Consider the following 22800-nt stretch of genomic DNA (forward strand, 5'->3'; position numbering starts at 1 on the left):
CCCCCAATCCAACGGTTGCTGGATTGTAGGGGGACGATGGTGGCTGTGACCACACCCCGCCGTCGACCGGGTCGGCCCCGGCGTTCCGAGACCCGTGACACCCGCGAGGTGGTGCTCACCGCCGCCACCGCGCTGTTCGCCGCCCGGGGCTTCGACGCCGTCGGGCTGCGAGAGGTCGCCGCCGCCGCCGACGTCGACGTGGCGACGGTCTCCCACCACACGGGTACGAAGGCGCAGCTCTACGACGCCTGCTTCGCCCGGGTGTACGCCGCCGAGCGGGAGGTGCTGCAAGCCGCGGCGGGGCGTGCCCGCGATGCCCTCGACGCCAGCGCGCAGCAGGCCCTACGTGCCCTGCACGACCTGCTCGACGTGTTCGTCGACTTCCTGGAGGACCGGCCGGAGACCACCGCGTTGTGGCTGCGCCGCTGGCTGGAGCCGCACCGGCACGCCGAGCTCGACCAGCGCTATGCCGTCCCGCTGTACGACCTGGTCGAGCAGTTGCTGGCCGCCGCGGCGGCCAGCGGGGCGCTGGTCGAGCCGACCCCGCACGTCACGGTACGTAGCCTGGTGTGGGCGGTGCACGGGCACGTGGTGGCGCTGGCTGCCACCGGGGTGTCCCCGGCCCGGGAACGCCGAGAGTTCCGGGCGTTTCTGCACCGCTTCATCGACGCCCTCTACGGCCCCGCCGCTTGACTGGCGGACCCCGACCGCCGCATATTATCCAACACACGTCGGATTAACTGTCGGGAGGGGAACGCATGGGGACACCACCACGCGTCGCGGTCGTCGGGGCCGGCGCCGCCGGCCTGGCCACCCTCAAGGCCCTCGCCGACGCCGGCGTCCCCGCCGTCTGCTTCGAGGCCGCCGACACCGTCGGCGGCCTGTGGGTGTACGGGTCCCCCGACTCGCCCGCCTACCGCACCCTGCACCTGAACACCAGCAAGGCCCGCACCCAGTTCGCCGACCACCCCATGCCCGCGCACTGGCCCGACTACCCCGACCACACCCGCATCGCCGGTTACCTGCACGACTACGCGCGACGCTTCGGCCTGCTCGACGCCGTCCGCCCGGGGCACACCGTCACCGGCGTCACCCGGGGCGACGACGGCCGCTGGACCGTGCGGGCCACCGGCCCGGACGGCCCGACCGAGGTCGACGTCGAAGCGGTCGTCGTCGCCAACGGCCACAACCGGGTGCCCCGCCTGCCCGACCCCGGCTACCCGGGCCACTGCACCGCCGAAAAGATCCACAGCCACGCCTACCGCAGCCCCGACCAGCTCACCGACCGGCGAGTCCTGGTCGTCGGCGGCGGCAACTCCGCCATGGACATCGCCGTGGACGCCTCCCACACCGCCCGGCGCACCCTGCTGTCCCTGCGTCGCGGGGTGTGGGTCGTGCCCAAATACCTGCTCGGCCGCCCGTCGGACACCCTCAACGGGGCCCTCGCGCGCAGGCTGCCCTGGCGGCTACGTCAACGGATCAGCCAGAGCATGCTCGCCGCGACCGTCGGCTCCCCGGCCCGCTACGGGCTGCCCACCCCCACCCACGGATTTCTCCAGGACCACCCCACCCTCTCCGACGCGCTGCTGTCCCGGCTCACCCACGGCGCCGTCGAGGCCCGCCCCGGCATCGCCGCGTTCCACGGCGACCGGGTCGAGTTCACCGACGGCCGGGTCGACGAGATCGACCTCGTCATCTGGTGCACCGGCTACCGCATCGACATCGACTTCCTCGACCCGGCGCTGCTCGGCGCCGGCCCCGACTCCCTCCCGCTGTACCGGCACGTGTTCCACCCCGACGCCCCCGGCTTGACGTTCGTCGGGCTGATGCAGTCCACCGGCTCGGCGTTCCCCCTGGTCGAGGCGCAGGCCCGGCTCGTCGCCGCGCACCTGGCCGGCCGGTACGCGCTGCCCGACCCGGCCCGGCAGCGGGCCGCATGCCGCGCCGAACTGCGCGCCGCCACCGCCCGGTGGGGGCAGCGACGCCCGGCGATGCGGGTCGACTTCGACGGGTACCTGGCCGAACTGGGCCGGGAACTGGCCGCCGGTGCCCGCCGCGCCCGGACCCCCGGGGCGGCGGCGTGAGCACCCTTACCGGGCGGCGGGTCCTGGTCACCGGAGCACGGGGCACCTTCGGGAGTCACCTCTGCGCGGTCCTGACCGCGGCCGGCGCCCGCGTCATCGGCCTCGACCGGCATCCCGGCACCACCGCCGGAGTGCCGGTACTCGGCGCCGACCTGACCGACCCGCACGCCGCGCCCGCCGCCGTGCACGCCGCCGTCAACCGGCTCGGTGGCCTCGACCTGCTGGTCAACAACGCCGGCGTCGGCGGGCCCGCCCCGGCCGAACTCCCGCCCGACGACACCGTGCGCCAGCAGATCGAGGTGAACCTGATCGCCGCTTGGCGTACCACCGCGGCGGCGCTGCCCGCCCTCGTCGACGCCCGCGGTCGGGTGATCTTCGTGGCGAGCCGGATGGCCGTGCTGCCCCTGCCCCTCGCCGCCGCGTACGGGGTCAGCAAGCGGGCCCTCGTCGCGTACGCCGACGCGCTCCGACTGGAGGTCGGCACCCACGTCGGGGTCAGCGTGGTCTACCCCAGCATGGTGACCTCACCCATCCACGACAGCACCGTCCGCGCCGGGCTCTCCCTCGACGGGGTGTCCCGGCGGGAACCCGTCGAGGGCGTCGTCGCCGCGATCCTGCGCGCCGCCACCGCCCGCCGTGCCCCCCGCGACGTGGCCACCACCGGCCGGGGACGCCTGGAGATGGCCCTGGCCCGACACGCGCCCGCGCTCGCCGACCGCCTGGTGCGGCGTACCGTCGCGGCCCGGGTCGCCGCCGGTGACTTCGACGGCGCACCGCTGGCCGCAGGCCTGGTCCGGCGCCACCGCGACGCCGCCGGCTGACCGCCGCCGGCGGGCTGTCAGGGCGTCGCCGCGGCACCGATCGGGACACCCAGAGGTGGACCAGGTTCGGGCCGGGGGTCAGCACCAGCCCCAGGTGATGGGCCACACTACGGGGATGCCGGTCCTGCTGCGGGCCCCCGCGACCGCCCACCGTCCCGAACTGGTGCTCCGCCCATGGTGCGACACGGACATCGCCGAGCTGATCGAGGTCTACCGCGACCCGGAGCTGCGCCGTTGGGTGCGCAGCCCCGTCGACGACGTCAACGACGCCCGGCGGTGGGTGACCCGTAGCCGGCAGGGCTGGGCCGCCGGCAGCCGGTTCAGCTTCGCGGTGCTGGAGCCGCGACCTGCCGCGGACCGGCTCGTCGCCACGGTGGTGCTCAAGGAGGTCCTGCCCGGCCGCGAACAGGCCGAGGTCGGCTACTGGACGGCCGCCTGGGCGCGTGGGCTCGGCGTCGCGCCACGGGCGGTGGAGGCGGTCACCCGCTGGGCGTTCGCCCGGTTCGCCGCGACCGGGCTGGCCCGGCTGGAACTGCTGCACCAGGTAGACAACCTGGCTTCCTGCCGGGTGGCGGAGAAGACCGGCTACCTGTTCCAGGAGGTCCTGCCGGCCCGCGCGCCGTTTCCCCGTGACGGGCACCGGCACGCCCGCGCCGCGCCGCACCGCGCCCAGGCCTGAGTTGCCGCGTCGACCGGTCACGGGGAGTTCGACAATCGTCCCGGCATGGGCAAACCGATCCCGGGACGGAACTCGCCCTACGACGGTCGGCGGCCTCCTCGACGGCGCCCATCGTCACGTCACGTCCTCCGGGTCTCACACCCCAGGAGAGGATTCGCGCTCCGCGGTGGCGACCTTGACTTATTGATCGCTACCGATTTATCTTTTAGGAAACTTTCCTAACAGGAGGACGCCATGGGCGGTCGTACCGGTCCGCGAAGATCCACCCGCCTGCCATTGGCCGTCACGGTCCTGCTGGCCGTGGTCGGCGCCGTCGTCGCGCCGTCGACCGCGGCCCATGCCGCCGCTGGTCTCACCGCCAACTTCTCCTCGTCCGATAACGGTTCGTGGCGGATGGACAAGTACGTCATCAGCAATCCGACGACGACCGCTATCTCCGGGTGGACCATCGAGTTCGATCTGCCGGCTGGGGTGACCATGGGTAACGCCTACCACGGCACCGTCACCCGGGTCGGCGACCACGTCACGGTCGCCAACGCGCACTACAACGGCACCGTCGCCGCCGGTGGCAGCACCGAGCCGTACAGCTTCTGGTACATCGCGACCGGTACGGCCACCGCGCCGACGAACTGCCGGATCAACGGGAACAAGTGCGATGGCAGCCCCGACCGGGCACCGGGCACGCCGACCGGCCTCACGGTCGCCGGGCGGACCACCAAAACCCTGTCGCTGACCTGGACCGCCGCCGCCGCCACCGACTTCCCGATCGCGGGGTACGACGTGCTACGCGGCGGGACCGTCGTCGCGTCGGTCACCGGCACCGCGGCGACCGTCGGCGGGCTGACGCCGAACACCCCGTACACCTTCGCCGTCGTGGCCAAGGACACCCGCGGCAACACCTCGCCGGTGAGCGCCACCGTGTCGGCCACCACGCTCAACCCGGCCGACGACACCGTCGCCCCGCCGGCACCCGGTGGCCTGCGCAGCACCGCCGTGACCGCCAACAGCGTCACGCTCGCGTGGAACGCCGTCACCGACGCCAGCGGCATCGCCGGGTACGACGTCTACCGCGGCACCCAGCTCGCCACCACGGTCAACGGTACGGGCACCAGCGTCACCGTCGGCGGCCTCACCGCACTGACCGCGTACACCTTCACCGTCCGGGCCCGCGACACCTACGACAACGTCTCGCCCGCCAGCGCGCCGGTCACCGCCACCACCGACGACGTGATGGGCGCCGGCCGGTACGCCAAGGTCGGCTACTTCGTCCAATGGGGAATCTACGGCCGGCAGTACTTCGTGAAGAACCTCGACACGTCCGGCGCCGCGGCGAAGCTGACCCACATCAACTACTCCTTTGCCAACCTCGACCCGGTGAACCTGACCTGCCTGCAAGGCGTCACCCGGGGCACCACCCAGAACCCGCAGGACCCCGACCAGGGCACCGGCGCGGGCGACGCCGACGCCGACTACGGCCGACCGTTCAGTGCGGCGCAGTCGGTGGACGGCGTGGCCGACACCGGCTGGGAGAAGCTGCGCGGCAACTTCAACCAGCTCAAGAAGCTCAAGGCCAAGCACCCGCACCTGAAGATCCTGATCTCGCTCGGCGGCTGGACGTACTCCAAGTTCTTCTCCGACGCCGCGGCGACCCCCGCGAGCCGGGAGAAGCTGGTCCGCTCGTGCCTGGACATCTACCTGCGAGGCAACCTGCCGGTAGCCGGCAACTCCGGCGGGCCGGGCACCGCGGCCGGCATCTTCGACGGCATCGACCTCGACTGGGAGTGGCCCGGCGCCGAAGGGCACCCCGGCAACCACTGGGGGCCGCAGGACAAGGCCAACAACACGGCGCTGCTCGCCGAGTTCCGCCGGCAGATGAACGAACTCGGCGCGACCACCGGCAAGCGGTACCTGCTGACCGCGTTCACCCCGGCCGATCCGGCGAAGATCAACGCGGGGTGGGACATCAGCCGCACCGACGGCACGCCGAGCGTCTTCGACTATCTCGACTTCGCCAACGTGCAGGGGTACGACTTCCACGGTGCCGGCAGCGACAACTCGTGGGAGCCGAACCGCACCGGACAGCAGGGCAACCTGTACCGCGACGCGCAGGACCCGTACCCGTTCGAGTTCAGCGTCGAACGCGCCGTGCGCACGTACACCGACGCCGGGGTCAACCCGCGCCAGCTCACCGTCGGCTTCGCCTTCTACGGCCGGGGCTGGCAGGGGGTCGCCGCCGGGACCCTGCCGGGCGGCGGCTCGGCCAACGGGGAGTGGCAGACGGCCACCGGGGCGGCGCCCGGCCAGTTCGCCGAGGAAGCGGGCACCCGTGGGTACGCCAACCTGCTCGCGATGGTGCCCGGCTGCACCGTCCACCACGACACCCAGTCGGTCTCGTCGTACTGCTTCACCGGCAACGGCGGGCAGTGGTGGACCTTCGACGACCCGTGGGCGATCGGCCAGAAGACCACCTGGGCAAAGCAGCAGAACCTGCTCGGCGGCATGATCTGGGAAATGTCCGGCGACACCACCGCAGGCACCCTGATGTCCGCGGTGAACACCGGCCTGCCGTCACCGCGCTGACACCGACGCCGGGGGCGGCGGGCGCACCAAGCCCGCAGCCCCCGGGCAGGTACGCGAGGACTTCGTGCTGGAGACCGTGTACTGCGACACCGGCACCGCCCGGCTGCTGAAAGGGCGGACATGCGGCCCGGTGTTCGTCACCCACCGCCGACCGGGGCCGGGCAAGGTCGTCAGCCCGCGCGATGTCTGCCCGGACACCAGACTGGCCCGGCTGTCGTACGGGCAGGCCTGTGCCCTGCTGGACGGGCACACCGTGACGCGCGGGCCGGGCATCGGCTGGGACCTACGCGAGTACCGCCATTCCTTCCTTACTCACCTCGGCGAGCAGGGTACGAACCTGCTGATGCTGATGGCCAAGTCCCGACACAAGAAGCCGGAGAACGTCTGTCGCTACTTCAAGCCGTCCTCGGAAGCGATCGCCGAAGTCACGAACCTGCTGACGCCCGGCGACAGCACTCGCTGACCTTGAGTCCAAGATTTCGTGAATTCAGGATTTCTTGTACTGTCGTGGGATGCTGACTGTTGCCTCCGACATCGAGGTACTGGCGCGGTTCGGCCGTGCGCTCGCCGATCCGATCCGCTGCCGGCTCCTGCTCGCGCTGCGCGAGGCCCCGGCCTACCCCTCCGATCTCGCCGACCAACTGGGGATCTCCCGTACCCGGCTCTCCAACCATCTGGCGTGCTTGCGTGGCTGTGGCCTGGTCGTCACCGTGCCCGACGGCCGCCGCACCCGCTACGAGCTGGCCGACGAACGCCTTGGCCATGCGCTCGACGACTTGCGCACCACCGTGGTCGCGGTCGAGACCGACCGCACCTGTGTGGAGGCTGAGACGAAGGGGTGCTGCTGATGACCGCCCTATCCCTAAGCCCCACCCCGGCCCGCCGTGACGCGCTCGCCCGCCGGATACGGCTGCTGGTCGCGGCGACCATCACCTACAACGTCATCGAGGCGGTCGTCGCCATCACCGCCGGGACGCTCGCTTCCTCCACCGCGCTGGTCGGCTTCGGCCTGGACTCGGTCATCGAGGTATCCTCCGCGACGGCGGTCGCCTGGCAGTTCTCCGCCCGCGAGCACGCGGTGCGCGAGGCACGGGAGAAGACCACCCTGCGGATCATCGCACTGTCGTTCTTCGCGCTCGCCGCGTACGTCGCCGTCGACGCTGTACGCGCGCTGATCGGAACCGGCGAGGCCGACCGCTCGATCCCTGGCATCGTCATCGCCACGCTCTCACTGGCGATCATGCCGTTCCTGTCCGCCGCCCAACGCAAGGCCGGCCGCGAACTCGGCTCCGCCTCCGCGGTCGCGGACTCCAAGCAGACCCTGCTGTGCACCTACCTCTCCGCCGTCCTGCTCGTGGGCCTGGTCTTCAACGCCGCTTTCGGCTGGTCCTGGGCCGACCCGATCGCCGCCCTGGTCATCGCCGCAGTCGCGGTGAAGGAAGGCCGCGACGCCTGGCAGGGCAAGGGCTGCTGCGCCGCCCCCACCGCCGCGGTGGTGCCGCCGGTTGCCACCGCGGCGGACGCGTGCGGCTGCCGCCCCGGATGCGACTGACCCTTCCGGCGCCGGCCCCCACTGCCCTGCGGGGGCCGGTGCGGAGGCCAGCAGCCTCGTCGCGATTGGCGCCTCCAGCAGGTCCAGCGCATCATCGACCGCCCGCGTCGTCAGATAGCAGCCGGTCCCACTCCGACACCCGCCTGCCTGGTGGCACTGTCAGCAGCGAATCCAGGACCGCGCGCTGACCGGTGTTCAGCAGCCAGCCCGTACAAGGTGTCCCCGCCGAGCACGAGCAGCAGCACCACGGTCCCACGTCTGCTGGTTCGCCGCCTCCCGCACCGAGGCCACCAGCCGGGGCGGCGTCGTCACACCCGCACCCCACCCCGGCCCGAGCATCCGGGCCAACTCGTCGACCGGGGTCCGGACATCCGCCCCACCTGTCCCCGTCATCTCCGGACCGTGGACGCGGGAGCAACAGCCCAATTATCGAATTACCGGTAACGACAATCCAGAAATCAGGGCATACAAAACAGGCAAAACGACTGCACACCATAATGACAGTTATGTGCGCGCGGATCGCGATGAGCTGGGTGTGGCCCGCCGCGTCGACACCGCATGATGTTGAGCGCCAGCTGGTCTTCAGCGGTTAGCGCCGCAGGCCTTCGGTAGGCACGACACCGTTCTTCATTGGATGGGCGTGCAGGAGCTGGTTGAGTCGCCGGCGTGCGGCGTGGTCGAGCATCCCGGGTGCCAGGTTGAGGGTGAGGGTGTCGCCGGCGATGGTCAGCCGGGTGCCGTACCCGGGTGGCGAGCTGCTCAAGCGGACCGGACAGCTCGCAGGAACCTTCGAGGAAGCCGCGCAGCATCGGTCGACGAACATCGTCACCCACGCAGTGCTCGCTGGCCCGCGCGGCGGCAGGACCATGATCGGCAGGTTCTTGTGGTCGCCCTCCCACACCTGAATGCGGTAGGAGGCGGCGCGGCGCAGGTAGACCAGCTTCGCCCGCCGAGCCCGGTCCCCGTCGGCGGCGGCCTGCGTTGGGGTCAGCTCTACGGCAAACGCGCGCTGCAGGGTGCGCAGCGAGACCAGCTCAGCGCCGGCCACCCTTCAGCGAGACCGGCCGCGACCAGCCGCACCATCGCCGTCGTACGCTGCCCCGCCGCGTGGGCCTGGCGTAGCTGATACACCGCGGCGCTCCACTGCTCAGCGCTGGGCCTTACCATCTCGCCTCCGCGCGGTCGCGAGTGAAGTTCACCAATGTTGGTGGAGATCACACCGACGACGGTGGGCGGTGTGAAGCGCCGTCGGTGCCACCACGTTCTGCGATGGCGCAGATTCCTCGATGAGCCCCGCCGGCGGCGTCGGGCAGCCTCATCGGCCCGAGCGTTCCGCCGTGGTGCCAGCATGTCGTAACGGTCAGTGGCTACAGATCAATGGCGACTGGGCGGAGTTGCATGACCCGATCGACGCTGCGGGACTGGCAGCCATCACTGGTCCCGGACGATGATGCCTAGGTTGTGCGCCAGCGCCGGGGCCGCTTGTGCCAGCTGGCCGTGGTCGATGACGGCTCCGCGCAGACTTTCCCATCCGTCGGCGATGTCGAGCTCGCGGGCGCCGCGCAGGTCCAGCTTCTTGGCGGTCACCTTGGTGAATCGGGCTCGGTGTAGCGACGAGCCGGGGAAGGTCACGCCGATGAGGGTGGTGCCGCTGAAGTCGGTCTCGGTGAGGTCGCAGTCGCGGAACTCCACGTCCTGCAGGCGGGTGCCGCGCAGGTTCAGGCTGTCGATCTTGCAGCGTTGCAGGGTGACGCGACGCCAGGATCCGCCGTAGGCCTGCACGCCGGCGAGCAGTCCGTCGAGGAGCGTGACGTCGAGCAGTTCCGTGGCCGCCCAGTTGGCGCCGATCCAGCGGGTGCGCGCGATCCAGGTGTCGCTGAACCGAACCTGGCGGAAGTCGCCGCCGGTGAACGTGACGCCGGTCAACGCGCTTTCACTGAACTGGGCGCCGCTGGTCTGCGCGTCGTCGTGCTCGGTGCCGTCGAGGTGGATGTGTGTGTAGTCCTCGTCCTGGGCGAGGCCGCCGGTGAAGGGTTGCAGGTGGCGGGCGTACCGGAGGGCGGCGAGTTCTTGGGGCACGGTCAAGGGTGATGTCCTCGGAGGTGATGTCGGTTCAGGGTTTCATAGCGGGTGAGGTGTAGACGGTCGGGACACGGAAGCCGCCGAGCCAGGTGGCCGGGCCGGCGTTGCCGCGGCGTTCGAAGAGCAGGTCGCGGTGCGGGCCGAGGTGGAACCCGCGGCCCTGCCAGCCCATCACGGTGGGGTCGAGCACCGGCAGGAGTGCCGCCCAGGGGCCGGGGTCGTCGACTCGGTCGAGATCGTCGGCCCGCAGCCAACCGGCGGTGCCTGTGTCCAGGGTGACCGGCACGGCGCCGAGGCCGGCGAGCGCCTTGCGCACCACGGTCTTGGTGGCGCCCAACCACCAGACGGGGTCGTTCTCGGTGCCGGGGCCGAACGAGTACAGCCACCGGTGCACGAGCTCGCGGTAGCCGGCGGCCGCGCTCACCGGCTCAGGGGTGTCGCCGAGCCGTTCCCGCATCAGCGTCCAGCGCGGCCGGGACGTGCGCCAGCCGCCGGTAATGGGGCCCGGACGATGTCGGCGGTGGCGCCGAGGTGGGTGAGTACGCGCGAGGCCGTCCAGGGGTCGCCCGGGGTGACGGTCACCTTGACGTCAATCATCGGAACGGCAAGGCGCCGTGGCGGGCTCGGTGGCGGGCAGGACGGTCATCGCCCGAGCGGCCGCCTCCGGCGACCCGGCGCGGCATCCGGGTACCAGAGCGAGCCGGGCGCGGCGTTCATCCTCGGTCACGTGGCGCACCCGGTGATGGTGCCACAGCAAGCCACTCGAAGCTCTGGTCGGTGTCCGTGTCCCACTGAGAGCCGTGGACGCTCTGGCACGTCGACCCGGCCGGCCCCCAGCCCCGGGCGGCCGGGCCCGGCGCCCAGGTCGACCACGACGGGCCGGACGTCCCGCATCCACTCCGGCACGGCGCCCGCAACCGCAGCGGCCACGCTGCCGCATGGATGCCATCGGCACACCGAGCCGACCCGCTCATGGTCGATGGAAGTGCTCCGGCATCGACTTGTTGTCGCAGAAGGCGCGGTACATGACGTGCAGGCCCACCCGGCCCAGTGTCGGATGGGCGAAGGCGCCGGGGACCGTGCCGATCACGCGGAAGCCGTGCCGCTTGTACAGGTCAACCGCCGAGTGATTCGACTCGACCACGGCGTTGAACTGCATTCCCGCGTATCCGTGTCGCTGGGCCCAGTCCAGCGCGAATCGGCACAGCGCAGTACCCACACCGCGGCCGCGCGCATCGGCGGCGACCATGAAGCTCGCAGTGCAGACGTGTGATCCGGGACCCGGACGGTTTGGTCCCATCTTGGCGGTGCCCAGAACACGATCGTCGTCGACCGCAACGACGGTGAGCCCAGGCGGCGACTCAACCCAGACGTCGTGGGCTTGTCGAGCAGTCATCTGAGGGTCGTACGGAAACGTCTCCTCCGACTGCACGACCTCTCGCACGATCGGCCACACTCCATGCCAGTCAGCCTCGACGAACCTCCGGATCAGCACCCGGCGACGGTAGCGACGCCGGGCAACGAGGGCAACGGATTACCCGCGGACGCTGCGGCGCTCACGTCGTGCCACCTGCCTCGGCGTCGGCGGCCGGGGCTGCTCGTCGGGCACTCCGACGAGATCAGCGAAGCGGGGATCGACGGCGAGTAGGGGGCGCGGCCCGTACAACGCCATCGCGGTGAGCAGTTCGTCGCTGCCCCGTTCGCTCCACACCGGCCGGTGCTGCGGGTCCAGGTCGGCGTGATCACGCCGGGCCTGGCGTAGCAGCCGCCGGGCGGCGGCCCCGGTCTCCGGCACCTCGCTCAGCCACCACCCGCCGAGCAGGGTCACCCCGCAGCCCAGCAGCAGGCCGACGACGGAGGCGGGGCCGCCGGCGTCGCGGGACTGCACGGCGCTCTCCACCAGGCGCAGGATCCCGACGGCGGCGACGGCGAACAACGGCACCGCGCCGAGGGCGATGCGCCGGCGCTGCCACCGGGTCAGCAGCCACCCGTCGCGCAGCAGGCCGGCGACCAGCCTGCGCAGTGCCCGGTTGACCGCAGGGTCGGCGAGGACGGCGGCCCAGGTCTGCGGCCTCCGCACCGCGGCGTGCACTGCCCGCACCAGGGGCGCCGACCGGGCCGGGGGCGCAGCGACGGCGACCATGGTGGCCAGCTCCGCCAGCCGTAGCGCGTCGGCGCGGCGCAGTGTGGCCGCGGCGACCTGGCAGGCCAGGGCCGCCCGGTCGTTCAGGTACGCCAACTCCACCAGCCCCGGTTTGCCGCCGGCGGTACGCCGGCCGATCAGCCCGCGCACCGCCAGCGCGACGGCCAGCGCGGCGACGACCGCCACCGTGTAGTCCAGCAGGAAGTGCGGACCGTCGACACCCCAGAGCACGTGATCGATTATGGCGGGCACCGAGCCCGTGGAACAGCCCGCGAGGACGGCGTATACCGGCGCGCCGGCCCCTGACCCGCACTGGGTTGACGACGGCCTCGACGTGCGGTAAATAAGAGCCAGGAAGTTGAGTCGCTGCGACTCAACTAGATACCTTCGGCCAGGAGATCCGAGGAGGCACCACCATGCTGATGCGTACCGACCCGTTCCGTGAGATCGACCGGATCGCCGAGCAGTTCTTCGGCACCACCTCCCGCCCCACCGTGATGCACATGGACGCCTACCGCGACGGCGACCAGTTCTACGCCGCATTCGACCTGCCGGGCGTGGACCCGAACAGCATCGACTGCACGGTCGAACGCAACGTGCTGACCGTCCGCGCGCAGCGCCGCCGCCCGACCGGGGAGCGCGTCGAGCTCGTTGCCGCGGAGCGTCCGATGGGCACCTTCAGCCGGCAGTTGTTCCTTGGCGACACCCTCGACACCGACCGCCTCGAGGCCGGCTACGACAACGGGGTGCTGACGCTGCGCATCCCGGTCGCCGAGCGGGCCAAGCCACGGCGGGTGTCCGTCAGCACCAGCGGCAGTGGCCACAAGCAGCTCGACGCCTGAACCGCGCCGCGGCGGTTGTGGGGGGGGGGGGGGGGGGCCCCCCCCCCCCCCCCCCCCGACCCCGGACCGAAGGAAACCGCCCGGGCGCGCCTCACCGCCGATCCGAACGCTGGCTGAGAGTCTTTCTCGCATGCTGCGTCCTGAGTTTCCGGTGCTGTCGCGTGGTGCGGCCCGCCCGGCCCTGCCCGATGGCGGGTCGGGTGACTTCACCGAGGCGTGGCTGCGTAACCGACGGCTCTCCGAACACACCCGCGACGCGTACCGGCGGGACGTGGCGGGCTGGCTGGCCTGGTGCGCCGCGGGTGAGCTGGACCCGCTGCGCGTCAACTTCCTCGACGTCAACTCCTACGGCCGGGAGTTGGAGGGCGCCACGGCGGCACGCAGCGGCCGGCCGTTGAGCCCGGCCACCGTGGCCCGCAAGCTGTCGGCCCTGTCCAGCTGGTACGACTTCCTGGTCAAGCTGCGGGCCGTCGAGGCGAACCCGGTCTCCGGCGCTGACCGGCCCCACGTCGACCGGGACCACTCGGCGACGGTGGGGTTGACCCCGGAGGAGGTGGACGCGCTGCTGGCCGCCACGGAGGCCGAGACCGGGCCGGCCGCCGCGCGTAACCGGGCGGCGGTGGCGCTGCTGGCGGACCTGGGGCTGCGGGTGGGGGAGTTGGTCTCGCTGAACGTGACCGACCTGGGTGCGGAGCGGGGGCACCGCAGCGTCCGGTTCGTCGGCAAGGGCGGCAAGCCGCGCCGGCGGGCGCTGACCCCGTCCACCGCGTATGCCGTGGACGCCTACCTGGCCGAGCGGGCGGCGGCGCAGCAGGTGGCGGTGCCCGAGCTGGCCGGTCCGCTGCTGGTCACCGCCACCGGCGCCCGGCTGGATCGGCACTCGGTCTTCCGGCTGGTCCGCCGGCTGGCCCGCACCGCCGGCATCCCTGCGTGGGCGCAGCTGTCGCCCCACTCGCTGCGGCACGCGTTCGCCACGACCGCTCGCGCGGAGGGGGTGCCGCTGGAGGACGTGCAGGACGCGATGGGCCACGCCGACCCGCGGACCACCCGCCGCTACGACCGGGACCGGCACAACCTCGACCGCGATCCGGCGTACGTGATCTGGGCGGCGCGGGCCCGACGTCGGGGCTGAAACCCCTTACGGAGTGAGCAATCACTCCGCAAGGATGGGGGTATGACGACAACCGACCCTCCCCGTCGACGGGCACCGGGCATGACCCCCGACCACCGCCGCGCCGCGATCGTGCGGGCTGCCCTGCCGCTGCTCGCCACGCACGGCGCGGCGGTGACCACCGCCCAGGTCGCCCGGGCGGCCGGCATCGGCGAGGCCACCGTGTTCCGCGCCTTCACCGACAAGCAGGCTCTGCTCGACGCCTGCCTGGCAGAGGCGCTGCGCCCCGACACCGTCGTCGACCGGCTCGCCGAGATCCCCATGCGGCAGCCCTTGGCCGACCGCCTCACCGAGGCCGCCGACACGCTGCTGGCCCACCTGGACCGCATCGGCGCGGTGCTGCGCGCCCTGCACGTCCCCGACCACCCGACGACCCGTTCCCGACCCGACCCCGGGGCCCGCGCCCGGTCCACCACCGCCGTCCGCGACGCCGTCACGGCGCTGCTCGCCCCGGACGCCGACCGGCTGCGGCTGCCCACCGACCGGCTGGCGGAGCTGTTTATCGGCCTGCTGCCCACCCGCGACCAGTTCGCCGGCGGGCCGGTCACCCCCGCCGAACTGGTCGACGTGTTCCTGCGCGGAGCGCTGAGCCCCGGCGCGGCGGTGAGCGTCACTCTGAACCACACCATCGTGCCGGCCGTCGACCACCACGCCGCCGCCCGCTTCTTCGCCGACGTCATGGGGCTGTCCGTCCTGCCGCCGGCCGGTCGTGACGGGCACTTCGCCCCGGTGCGGGTCAACGACCAGCTCACCCTCGACTTCGCCAGCCTGCCCGGAACGCCGGGCCACCACCTTGCCTTCGACGTCGACCCCGACACCTTCGACGCCGCACTGGGGCGGTTACGTGAGGCCGGCGTGTCGTTCGGCGACGACCCCCGCACTCCGGACAACGGGGGCACCGACCATCCGCTCTGCCCGCGTGGGCTGTTCTTCGGCGACGACGCCGGCAACCTCTACGAGTTGATGTCCCCGGTCTGAGTCGAGCCGTCGGGTGCGCTGCTGGCGCCGGGTGCGCCGACCGTGGACGACGTGGGGTGGGCCAGGGCCGGGGCGAGTTGCTGCGCGCCGGGCGGCTGTCCGCCTACGGTCACAGGTGATGGGCGGTGAGCAGGCGTGGAGCCGGCCGGCCCGGCGGGGCCGGCCGGTGCGCACCGGTGTGCTGGCCGCCGGTGCGGGGCTGGTGTTGTGCCTGGTCGGGGTGGCCGGGTTGGGGGCGTGGAACGTGCAGGTGGTGACCGGGTCCTCGGGCCCGGTGCGGGACACCGCCGAGGGGTTCCTGCGGGAGGTGTCCGCGGGCGACGCCGATCGGGCGTACGGGCGGTTGTGCGCCGATGCGCGTAGCCGGTGGAGCGCGGCGGGGTTCGCCGCGTGGCTGCGGACCCCGCCGCAGGTCACCGGCTACGAGATCACCGACGTGGGGGTGGCCACCCGAGGCGGTCGTCCCCGGGGCACGGTGGTGGTGCGGCTGACCCGTGACGGCGGCGGCAGCGAGGAGCGGGAGCTGCCGGTGGTGCGGGAGGCCGACGGGTGGCGGGTGTGCGGCGACCCGTTCTGACCGGCGGGCGGGGCGCCTACCGGTCGCCGAGGTCCCCGGCGCGGTAGTGCCGTCGGCACAGCACCTGGTAGCGGACCTCGGCGCTGTCCATGGTGTCGCCGATGACGACCTGTTCGCCCTCGCGGACGACCCGGCCGTCAACGACGCGGGCGTTGAGCAGCCCCTCCCGGCCGCACCAGCAGAGCACCTCGACCTGGATGCGGGCCACCGAGTCGGCCAGTTCGAACAGCCGCCGGGCGGCGGGGAACAGGCAGGACCGGAAGTCGGTGGCCAGGCCGAAGGCGTACACGTCGACGTCGTAGTTGTCGACCAGCTCGGCCATCTGTTCGATGTGTTCGAGATCGTAGAACGACGCCTCGTCGCAGATGAGGTAGTCCACGCGTACCCCCTCGGCCCACGCGTCGCGGACCAGGTCGCGCAGGTCCAGGCCGTCGACTTCGATCGCGGAGTGGGCCAGGCCGATGCGGGTGGTGACCTGCGGGCCCAGCGACCGGTCGATGCGGGTGGTGACCAGGCCGCGGCGGCCCTGCCGGGCGTGGTTGTAGTTCATCTGCAACGCCATCGTGGATTTGCCGCAGTCCATCGGTCCCCAGAAGAACTTCAGCGCGGCGGCGTGCAGCGGCCGGCCGTTGACGCCCCGGGCGGCGGCGCAGCCGGTGGGCGGGTGCTCCAGGCCCGGAAGGGGCCGGGCCAGACAGATCGGGGCGGCGTCGTGGGTCACGTCGGGGCAGCCTAGTCCATCGGCGCCCACCTATCGGGGCGGTGCGTGGGTCGCCGCCGCCTGCGGCGGCGACCCGGTGCTGGCGGCGGCTACAGCACCCTCGGTGGGGTGTTGCCGGCGGCGATGATGGCCCGGCGGATCGGCACGAGGGCCAGCAGCGCGAAACCGACCACGAAGAAGATCAGCAGGGAGACCAGGCCCACCCGGTAGGAGGCGGTGAGCTGGAACACCAGGCCGAACGCCAGGGGGCCGAGCCAACTGGTGCCCTTGTCGCTGATCTCGTAGAAGCCGTAGTACTCGCCCTCCTTGCCGGCGGGGATGAGCTGGCTGAACAGCGACCGGCTCAACGCCTGGCTCCCGCCGAGGACCAGGCCGATGGCCCCGCCGAGGAGCATGAACTGTAGTGGGGCCTCGGCGGGCAGCCGGAACGCCGCGATGATGACCCCGATCCACAGTACGAGGCTGAGCAGCACGGTCTTCCACGCCCCGATCCGGCGGGCGAGAGCCCCGAGGGCGAGCGCGCCGCCGAAGGCGAGGAACTGCACCAGCAGGATCGTGGTGATCAGGGTGCTCTGGCCCAGCTTCAGCTCCTCGGTGCCGTACTGGCTGGCCAGGGTGATCACGGTCTGGATGCCGTCGTTGTAGACCAGGAACGCCAGCAGGAACAACAGGGTCAGCGGGTACGCCCTGACCTCCCGCACGGTGCGGCCGAGCTGCCGGAATCCGCCGGTGAGCACGTTGCCGCCGCCGCCGCGCAGCGCCTCGGCGGTGGGGCGTTCGCGCAGCCAGCGCAGCGGCACCAGGGTGAACACCGCCCACCACACCCCGGCCGACACGATCGACCAGCGGGCCAGGTCCAGGGTGCGCTGCGGGTTGCCCTCCTCGCTGAACATGGTCACCGCGATCAGGTTCAGCGCCAGCAGCACCCCGCCGCCGAGGTAACCGATGGCCCAGCCGCGGCTGGAGATGCCGTCGCGTTCGTCGGGGCCGCCGAGCAGCGGCAGGAACGAGTTGTAGACCACCACGGCGGCGCCGAAGGAGATGTTGGCGACGATGAACAGCGCCCCGCCGAGCAGGTACCGATCGCCGGTGACGAAGGCCATCGCGACGGTCGCCCCGGCGCCGGTGAACGCTGCCGCGCCGAGCAGCCGCTTCTTGTGTGTCGAACGGTCGGCGACCGCCCCGATCACCGGCAGCACGAACACCGTGAGCAACACCGACAGGGAGATCAGGTACGGGTAGTAGGAGCCGGCGGCGACGCGGATGCCCAGCGGGTGGACGTACCCGTCGCAGCTGTCCGCCCCGAGTTCACAGCCAGCGGCCAGTTCGGCGACGGTGGTCAGGAACGGGCCGAGGAAGACGGTGATGACGGTGGTCTGGAAGGCCGAGTTGGCCCAGTCGTAGAGGTACCAGCCGCGCCGTTCGCGGGCGGTGGCCGCCGGTGGTGGGGTGTCCACCACCGGGGTGACCGTCTCGGCCATGGGTTCCTCCGCCGGGTTGTCAGGCGGCCCAGTGGCCGCGGCTGCGGTAAACGTCGCGCAGCACGCCGACGTGATCGGTCATGATGCCATCCACACCAAGATCAAGTAACTCGTGCATCTGGGCAGGTTCGTCGATCGTCCAGACGTGCACGTGCAACCCGAGCCGGTGGGCGTAGGCGATCAGCCGACGGTCCACCACCGGGATGCGCCCGTAGGTCGGTGGCACCTGCGCGGCCACCACCGACGGGTGCAGCCGCACCGGCCGCCCGTGCAGGGACGCCAGCCGCAACCGGGCCACACCGCGCATGCCGAGGCCGGTGGCGACCTGCCCGCCGGTGGCCGCCCGCAGCCGGGCCAGCCGGGCGTCGCTGAACGAGGCGAGCAGTACCCGGCCGCCGGCGTCGGCGCGGTCGACAGCCGCGACGGTCGCCTCGACGCCGTCGTCGGCCTTGACGTCGACGTTGAAGCGCACCTGCGGCCAGCCGGCGAGGACGTCGTCGAGGCGGGGCACCACGGCGGCGCCGCCGACGCGCACCGAGGCCAGGTCGGCCCAGCGCAGGTCGGCGATGCGCCCCGGCGCGCCGGTGAGCCGGCGAAGGGTGGGGTCGTGGAAGACCACGGCCACCCCGTCCGCGGTGGCGTGCACGTCGGTCTCGACGTACCGGTAACCCAGGTCGATGGCCCGGGTGAACGCGGCGACGGTGTTCTCGTCGCCCTCGGCCGCGCCGCCCCGGTGGGCGAACGCCAGCGGCGCGGGGGCGTCGAGGTAACCGGAGCGAGCCTGCACGTGGGGCAGTATGCCCGGCCGCGGCTTTCCCTGTCCGCCGGGTGACCGGTCGCGGTACGCCCGCGCCGCGGTTTCCCGGTTCCGGGGCGGGGCGTTGCCCGCGGTCCGAGGCGGCGCTAGGTTGGACGTCGTGACTGCCGGGTCGGCCATGGGCCACGAGCGAGCAGGGCACCCGGCCGGGGCATGAGCGCCGGGCGTCCACGCGCCCCGCCGTGCCTGCCGAGTGGCCCACCTGCCTGCTTCTCCCACCCGCACCACCGCGCGGTGGTGCGTTCCCGCGCGGTGGTCGTCGCCGAGGCGACGACACGCGCCCCGGTCACGTTCCCACCCGCACGGGGACGTTCACGCAGCTCAGAAAAGGACAACCGGATGCCCGACGATTTCAACCAGCAGGTCATCAAGGAGTTCCGCGCCCACGGCGGGCGGGTCGGGGGGTGGTTCGAGGGGGCCCGGCTGCTCCTGCTGACCACCACCGGGGCGCGCACCGGCGTCCCGCACACCACCCCGCTGGGCCACCTGACCGACGAGCGGGGCCGGGTCCTGGTCATCGCCTCCGCCGGGGGAGCACCGCGGGACCCGCAGTGGTTGCGCAACCTGCGGGCCGACCCGCGGTGCTCCGTCGAGGACGCGACGTCGACCTGGCGGGGGCCGGCCGGCGGGCGGGCCGCCCCCCACCGCCCCCCCGCCCACGCCCGCCCGGGGGGCGCCGCCCCCCGCCCGCGGCCGGGGCCGCCCGGGGGGGTCCCCGGCCGGGCGACCGGGTGTCGGGCGTTCCCGTCTTCGGCGGCGCGTCCTGCGGCGCCCGGGCCCTGTGTCACACCGACCCCCGCCCTGACGGGCCCGCCATCGGGTCGGCGAGGGGGAGCCATGTCGGAACCGCCGTAGGCGCCCGTCAGGGCAGTCGGCGGCGGTGCGCGCGGCTGATGTCGCTCGGGCGGCCCGGGTCGACGTGCCGGGGCCGGTCGGGTTCGTCGGGGCGCAGCGGGACGAGGGCGTCGGTGACCGCGTCGATGATCGCGTCGGTGGCCAGGCGGGCCGAACCCGGGGCGGCCGGGTCGACGCCGCTGAGGTCGACGGGCGCGCCGAAGTGCACCCTCAGCACCGGGCGGCGGCGCACCGCCCGCGCGACGGCGCGCAGCATCCCCTTCGGGGCCTGGTAGGGCAGCACCTCGTGGGAGCCCCACTGGGCGACGGGGACCACGGTGGCCCCGCTGGTGAGGGCGAGCCGGGCGGCGCCGGTCTTGCCGCGTTCGGGCCACATGCCGGGGTCCAGACCGATGCGGCCCTCCGGGTACACCAGGACGACCGACCCGTCGGCCACGGCGGTGGCGGCGTCATCGAGGGCCCGGTGCACGGCGGCGGTGCCCCGGTCCACGCGGATGTGCCCCGCGTGGCGCATAGCCGAGCCGAGCAGCGGGGCGCGGAACAGCCCGGCGGTGGCCATGATCCGGGGAGCCACCCCGCGGGCCCGGCACGCGGCGGCGAGCACCACGGGGTCGAAGGGGCTGATGTGGTTGGCGGCCAGGATCAGCGGGCCGCGGCGCAGCGCCTCGGGCACGTCGCCGCTGACCCGCAGGCGGGCCACGAGGGCGACGACGACGTGGGCGAGCAGCAGCGCGGCGCGCCAGATCAGCGGTGGCCGCCAGGCCGGGCAGGTGGTGTCCATCAGCGCGCATGGTCGCACGCGCGGACCCGGTCACGCGGCACGGGGGAGCGGGAGCGGGCCGTACGGCGGTGGTGATCAGGGTCATTGGTCCCGGGCCTCTTCGGGACTACCGCCCCTGCCGCATCGTCTACGACGAGCAGTAGTATCTACTACGTCTCGTAGTATGCAAAAATCCTGGGGGTAACTGGTGGACGCGTTGGACGTCGCCCGCTGGCAGTTCGGTGTCACCACCGTCTACCACTTTCTCTTCGTACCGCTGACCATCGGCCTGTCGGTGCTGGTGGCGATCCTCCAGACCCTGTGGCACCGCACCGGCAACGAGAAATACCTGAAGCTCACCAAGTTCTACGGCAAGCTCTTCCTGATCAACTTCGCCATGGGCGTGGTGACCGGCATCGTGCAGGAGTTCCAGTTCGGCATGAACTGGAGCGACTACTCCCGCTTCGTCGGCGACATCTTCGGCGCCCCCCTGGCCATCGAGGCACTGGTCGCGTTCTTCCTGGAATCGACCTTCATCGGCCTGTGGATCTTCGGTTGGGACCGGCTGCCCAAGCGGCTGCACCTGGCCGCCATCTGGGCCGCCGCTATCGGCAGCAACCTCAGCGCGTACTTCATCCTCGCCGCGAACTCGTTCATGCAGAACCCGGTCGGCTACCGGATCAACCCCGAAAGCGGCCGGGCCGAACTCACCGACTTCGTGGCCGTGCTGACCAACAAGGTCGCCATGATCACCTTCCCGCACACCATCGCCGGCGCGTTCCTGGTCGCCGGCTCGCTGCTGGTCGCCGTCGCCGTGTGGCACCTGGTGCGCAACCGCGACTCCGCCGACACCCCCGCCTACCGCTTCGCCGCGAAGTTCGGCTCCTGGGTAACCCTCGTCTCCGCCGCCGCCGTCGTCATCACCGGCGACATCCAGGGCAAGATCATGACCCAGGTGCAGCCGATGAAGATGGCCGCCGCCGAGGGCCTCTACACCACCGAGTCGCCCGCCTCGTTCTCCGTACTCACCGTCGGCAGCCTCGACGGCAGCCGCGAGGTGTTCGCCCTCAAAATCCCGTACCTGCTGTCCTGGCTGGGCACCGGCGACCCGAACGGCACCGTGCAGGGCATCGACGACCTCCAGGCCCAGTACACCGCCCAGTACGGCGCCGGCAGCTACACCCCGATCATCCCGGTGACCTACTGGAGCTTCCGCTTCATGATCGCCTTCGGGCTGGCCGCCGCCGCAATCGCCCTGCTGGTGCTCTGGAGCCAACGCAAGGGCCGCACCCCCACCAGCAAGTGGCTGCTGCGCGCCGGGCTGGTCATGCCGCTGCTGCCCCTCGCGGCGAACTCCTTCGGCTGGATCTTCACCGAGATGGGCCGCCAGCCGTGGATCGTCTTCGGCGAGATGCTCACCCGCGACGGCGTGTCCCGCAGCGTCTCCATGACCGAAGTACTCACCTCGTTCGCCGCCTTCACCCTCATCTACGCCGTCCTCGCGGTGATCGAGGTCAAACTGCTGCTGCGCTACGCCAAGGCCGGCGTACCCGACCTCACCGACAACCCCGACATCGACGACACCCACGACGACGCCGAGCGCCCGCTCGCGTTCGCCTACTGATCACCGGAGACAACCGTGGAACTCACCACCATCTGGTTCCTGCTCGTCGCGGTCCTGTTCACCGGGTACTTCATCCTCGAGGGCTTCGACTTCGGCGTCGGCATGCTGCTGCCCGTACTCGGCCGCAACGACAAGGAACGCCGCGTCCTGATCAACACCATCGGCCCCGTCTGGGACGGCAACGAGGTCTGGCTCATCACCGCCGGCGGCGCCATGTTCGCCGCCTTCCCCGAGTGGTACGCCACCCTCTTCTCCGGCTTCTACCTGCCGCTGCTGCTGATCCTGCTGGCCCTGATCATCCGCGGCGTCGCCTTCGAATACCGCCACAAGCGCCCCGAACCCACCTGGAAACGCCGCTGGGACGCCGCCATCTTCTTCGGCTCCCTCATCCCCGCCATCCTCTGGGGCGTCGCCTTCGCCAACATCCTGCGCGGCGTACCACTGGACGTCGACCACGAATACGTCGGCGGCCTACTCAACCTGCTCAACCCCTACGCCCTGCTCGGCGGCGCCACCACCGCCGCCCTGTTCCTCACCCACGGCGCCGTGTTCATCGCCCTCAAGACCGTCGGCGACATCCGCCACCGCGCCCGCACCCTCGCCGTACGCCTCGGCATCGGCACCGCCGTCCTCGCCGTGGCGTTCCTCTCCTGGACCCTCACCATCCGCTCCAGCACCGCCGCCGTCGTCCTCGCCGTCGGCGCCGCCCTCGCCCTGCTCGCCGGCCTCGCCGCCGCCCGCGCCCACCGAGAGGGCTGGGCGTTCACCGGCACCGCCGTGGCCATCGCCCTCGCCGTGGCCACCCTCTTCGCCGCACTGTTCCCGAACGTGCTGCCCTCCACCGGCGACCCGGCCGGCACCCTGACCGCCACCAACGCCGCCTCCACCCCCTACACCCTCAAGATCATGACCTGGGTGGCGGTCATCTTCACCCCCATCGTCCTGGCCTACCAGGGCTGGACCTACTGGGTGTTCCGCAAGCGCATCGGCGTCGCCCACATCCCCGAGCACTGACACCACAACACACAACACC

General features: G+C 72.1%; 24 protein-coding genes. 15 read left to right on the top strand and 9 right to left on the bottom strand.

Features of this window, described 5'->3' with window-relative positions; all coding sequences use genetic code 11:
* Positions 1 to 36 precede the first annotated feature (36 nt).
* From SNR22_RS22965 to SNR22_RS23000, 8 genes are all read left to right on the top strand, one after another.
* Positions 37 to 693: a TetR family transcriptional regulator gene (locus SNR22_RS22965; RefSeq protein WP_320068708.1), complete on the top strand. Its 657-nt coding sequence runs from the start codon at positions 37 to 39 to the stop codon at positions 691 to 693.
* Positions 694 to 758: 65 nt separating this feature from the next.
* Positions 759 to 2084: a flavin-containing monooxygenase gene (locus SNR22_RS22970; RefSeq protein WP_320068709.1), complete on the top strand. Its 1326-nt coding sequence runs from the start codon at positions 759 to 761 to the stop codon at positions 2082 to 2084.
* Entirely contained in the window at positions 2081 to 2905 is an 825-nt protein-coding gene (locus SNR22_RS22975; protein ID WP_320068710.1) for an SDR family oxidoreductase, read from the top strand. The genes SNR22_RS22970 and SNR22_RS22975 overlap by 4 nt, the downstream gene beginning before the upstream one ends.
* 115 nt (positions 2906 to 3020) lie before the next feature.
* Positions 3021 to 3584, top strand: a complete 564-nt coding sequence (locus SNR22_RS22980; RefSeq protein ID WP_320068711.1) for a GNAT family N-acetyltransferase — start codon at positions 3021 to 3023, stop codon at positions 3582 to 3584.
* Positions 3585 to 3860: 276 nt separating this feature from the next.
* The gene (locus SNR22_RS22985; RefSeq protein ID WP_320068712.1) at positions 3861 to 6164 is read left to right on the top strand and encodes a glycosyl hydrolase family 18 protein; all 2304 of its coding nucleotides are present in this window, start codon (positions 3861 to 3863) and stop codon (positions 6162 to 6164) included.
* 64 nt (positions 6165 to 6228) lie between these two features.
* Entirely contained in the window at positions 6229 to 6627 is a 399-nt protein-coding gene (locus tag SNR22_RS22990) for a hypothetical protein (RefSeq protein ID WP_320068713.1), read from the top strand.
* Between the two features lie 49 nt (positions 6628 to 6676).
* Positions 6677 to 7012, top strand: coding sequence for a metalloregulator ArsR/SmtB family transcription factor (locus tag SNR22_RS22995; RefSeq protein ID WP_320068714.1), 336 nt, complete (start codon positions 6677 to 6679; stop codon positions 7010 to 7012).
* Positions 7012 to 7716, top strand: a complete 705-nt coding sequence (locus SNR22_RS23000; RefSeq protein WP_320068715.1) for a cation transporter — start codon at positions 7012 to 7014, stop codon at positions 7714 to 7716. Before SNR22_RS22995 ends, SNR22_RS23000 begins: the two co-directional genes overlap by 1 nt.
* Positions 7717 to 8305: 589 nt before the next feature.
* Here SNR22_RS23000 and SNR22_RS23005 read toward each other — a convergent pair.
* The 5 genes from SNR22_RS23005 to SNR22_RS23025 form a co-directional block, all read right to left on the bottom strand.
* Complete coding sequence (locus tag SNR22_RS23005) at positions 8306 to 8764, bottom strand: hypothetical protein (RefSeq protein WP_320068716.1); 459 nt, start codon at positions 8762 to 8764, stop codon at positions 8306 to 8308.
* Between the two features lie 383 nt (positions 8765 to 9147).
* On the bottom strand, positions 9148 to 9795 hold the full coding sequence (locus SNR22_RS23010) for a pentapeptide repeat-containing protein (RefSeq protein ID WP_320068777.1): 648 nt from the start codon (positions 9793 to 9795) through the stop codon (positions 9148 to 9150).
* A gap of 34 nt (positions 9796 to 9829) precedes the next feature.
* Positions 9830 to 10255 carry a DNA glycosylase AlkZ-like family protein gene (locus SNR22_RS23015; RefSeq protein ID WP_320068717.1) on the bottom strand — a complete coding sequence of 142 codons (426 nt, stop codon included), beginning with the start codon at positions 10253 to 10255 and terminating at the stop codon, positions 9830 to 9832.
* Positions 10256 to 10768: 513 nt separating this feature from the next.
* A complete protein-coding gene (locus SNR22_RS23020; protein ID WP_320068718.1) occupies positions 10769 to 11293 on the bottom strand; it encodes a GNAT family N-acetyltransferase in 525 nt (174 codons plus the stop codon).
* A gap of 39 nt (positions 11294 to 11332) precedes the next feature.
* Positions 11333 to 12172, bottom strand: coding sequence for a TIGR04222 domain-containing membrane protein (locus SNR22_RS23025; RefSeq protein ID WP_320068719.1), 840 nt, complete (start codon positions 12170 to 12172; stop codon positions 11333 to 11335).
* Between the two features lie 185 nt (positions 12173 to 12357).
* Between SNR22_RS23025 and SNR22_RS23030 the strand changes: the two genes are divergently transcribed.
* The 4 genes from SNR22_RS23030 to SNR22_RS23045 all read left to right on the top strand — a co-directional run bounded on the left by SNR22_RS23030 (position 12358) and on the right by SNR22_RS23045 (position 15509).
* Entirely contained in the window at positions 12358 to 12783 is a 426-nt protein-coding gene (locus tag SNR22_RS23030) for an Hsp20/alpha crystallin family protein (RefSeq protein WP_320068720.1), read from the top strand.
* A 130-nt stretch (positions 12784 to 12913) separates the two neighbouring features.
* Complete coding sequence (locus tag SNR22_RS23035; RefSeq protein ID WP_320068721.1) at positions 12914 to 13915, top strand: tyrosine-type recombinase/integrase; 1002 nt, start codon at positions 12914 to 12916, stop codon at positions 13913 to 13915.
* Between the two features lie 42 nt (positions 13916 to 13957).
* Positions 13958 to 14932: a TetR family transcriptional regulator gene (locus tag SNR22_RS23040; protein ID WP_320068722.1), complete on the top strand. Its 975-nt coding sequence runs from the start codon at positions 13958 to 13960 to the stop codon at positions 14930 to 14932.
* A 118-nt stretch (positions 14933 to 15050) separates the two neighbouring features.
* A complete protein-coding gene (locus SNR22_RS23045; RefSeq protein ID WP_320068723.1) occupies positions 15051 to 15509 on the top strand; it encodes a hypothetical protein in 459 nt (152 codons plus the stop codon).
* A 16-nt stretch (positions 15510 to 15525) separates the two neighbouring features.
* On the opposite strand, the gene SNR22_RS23050 is transcribed toward SNR22_RS23045, so the two are convergent.
* From SNR22_RS23050 to SNR22_RS23060, 3 genes are all read right to left on the bottom strand, one after another.
* Positions 15526 to 16230 (bottom strand): thymidine kinase, encoded by a 705-nt coding sequence (locus tag SNR22_RS23050; protein ID WP_413775688.1) that lies wholly within the window; start codon positions 16228 to 16230, stop codon positions 15526 to 15528.
* 89 nt (positions 16231 to 16319) lie between these two features.
* Positions 16320 to 17711: an MFS transporter gene (locus SNR22_RS23055; RefSeq protein WP_320068724.1), complete on the bottom strand. Its 1392-nt coding sequence runs from the start codon at positions 17709 to 17711 to the stop codon at positions 16320 to 16322.
* A gap of 19 nt (positions 17712 to 17730) precedes the next feature.
* Complete coding sequence (locus tag SNR22_RS23060; protein ID WP_320068725.1) at positions 17731 to 18498, bottom strand: glycerophosphodiester phosphodiesterase; 768 nt, start codon at positions 18496 to 18498, stop codon at positions 17731 to 17733.
* A 369-nt stretch (positions 18499 to 18867) separates the two neighbouring features.
* On the opposite strand from SNR22_RS23060, the gene SNR22_RS23065 reads away from it, so the two are divergent.
* Positions 18868 to 19383 (top strand): nitroreductase/quinone reductase family protein, encoded by a 516-nt coding sequence (locus SNR22_RS23065; protein WP_320068726.1) that lies wholly within the window; start codon positions 18868 to 18870, stop codon positions 19381 to 19383.
* Between the two features lie 7 nt (positions 19384 to 19390).
* Here the strand turns inward: SNR22_RS23065 and SNR22_RS23070 are convergent, their stop codons facing one another.
* Positions 19391 to 20164 (bottom strand): lysophospholipid acyltransferase family protein, encoded by a 774-nt coding sequence (locus SNR22_RS23070; RefSeq protein WP_320068727.1) that lies wholly within the window; start codon positions 20162 to 20164, stop codon positions 19391 to 19393.
* A 187-nt stretch (positions 20165 to 20351) separates the two neighbouring features.
* On the opposite strand from SNR22_RS23070, the gene SNR22_RS23075 reads away from it, so the two are divergent.
* Positions 20352 to 21767: a cytochrome ubiquinol oxidase subunit I gene (locus SNR22_RS23075; RefSeq protein WP_320068728.1), complete on the top strand. Its 1416-nt coding sequence runs from the start codon at positions 20352 to 20354 to the stop codon at positions 21765 to 21767.
* 15 nt (positions 21768 to 21782) lie between these two features.
* Positions 21783 to 22781, top strand: a complete 999-nt coding sequence (gene cydB, locus SNR22_RS23080; protein WP_320068729.1) for a cytochrome d ubiquinol oxidase subunit II — start codon at positions 21783 to 21785, stop codon at positions 22779 to 22781.
* Positions 22782 to 22800 lie beyond the last annotated feature (19 nt).

Origin of the sequence: Micromonospora sp. RTGN7 (assembly GCF_033804645.1) — a bacterium.
Taxonomy (GTDB): Bacteria; Actinomycetota; Actinomycetes; order Mycobacteriales; family Micromonosporaceae; genus Micromonospora.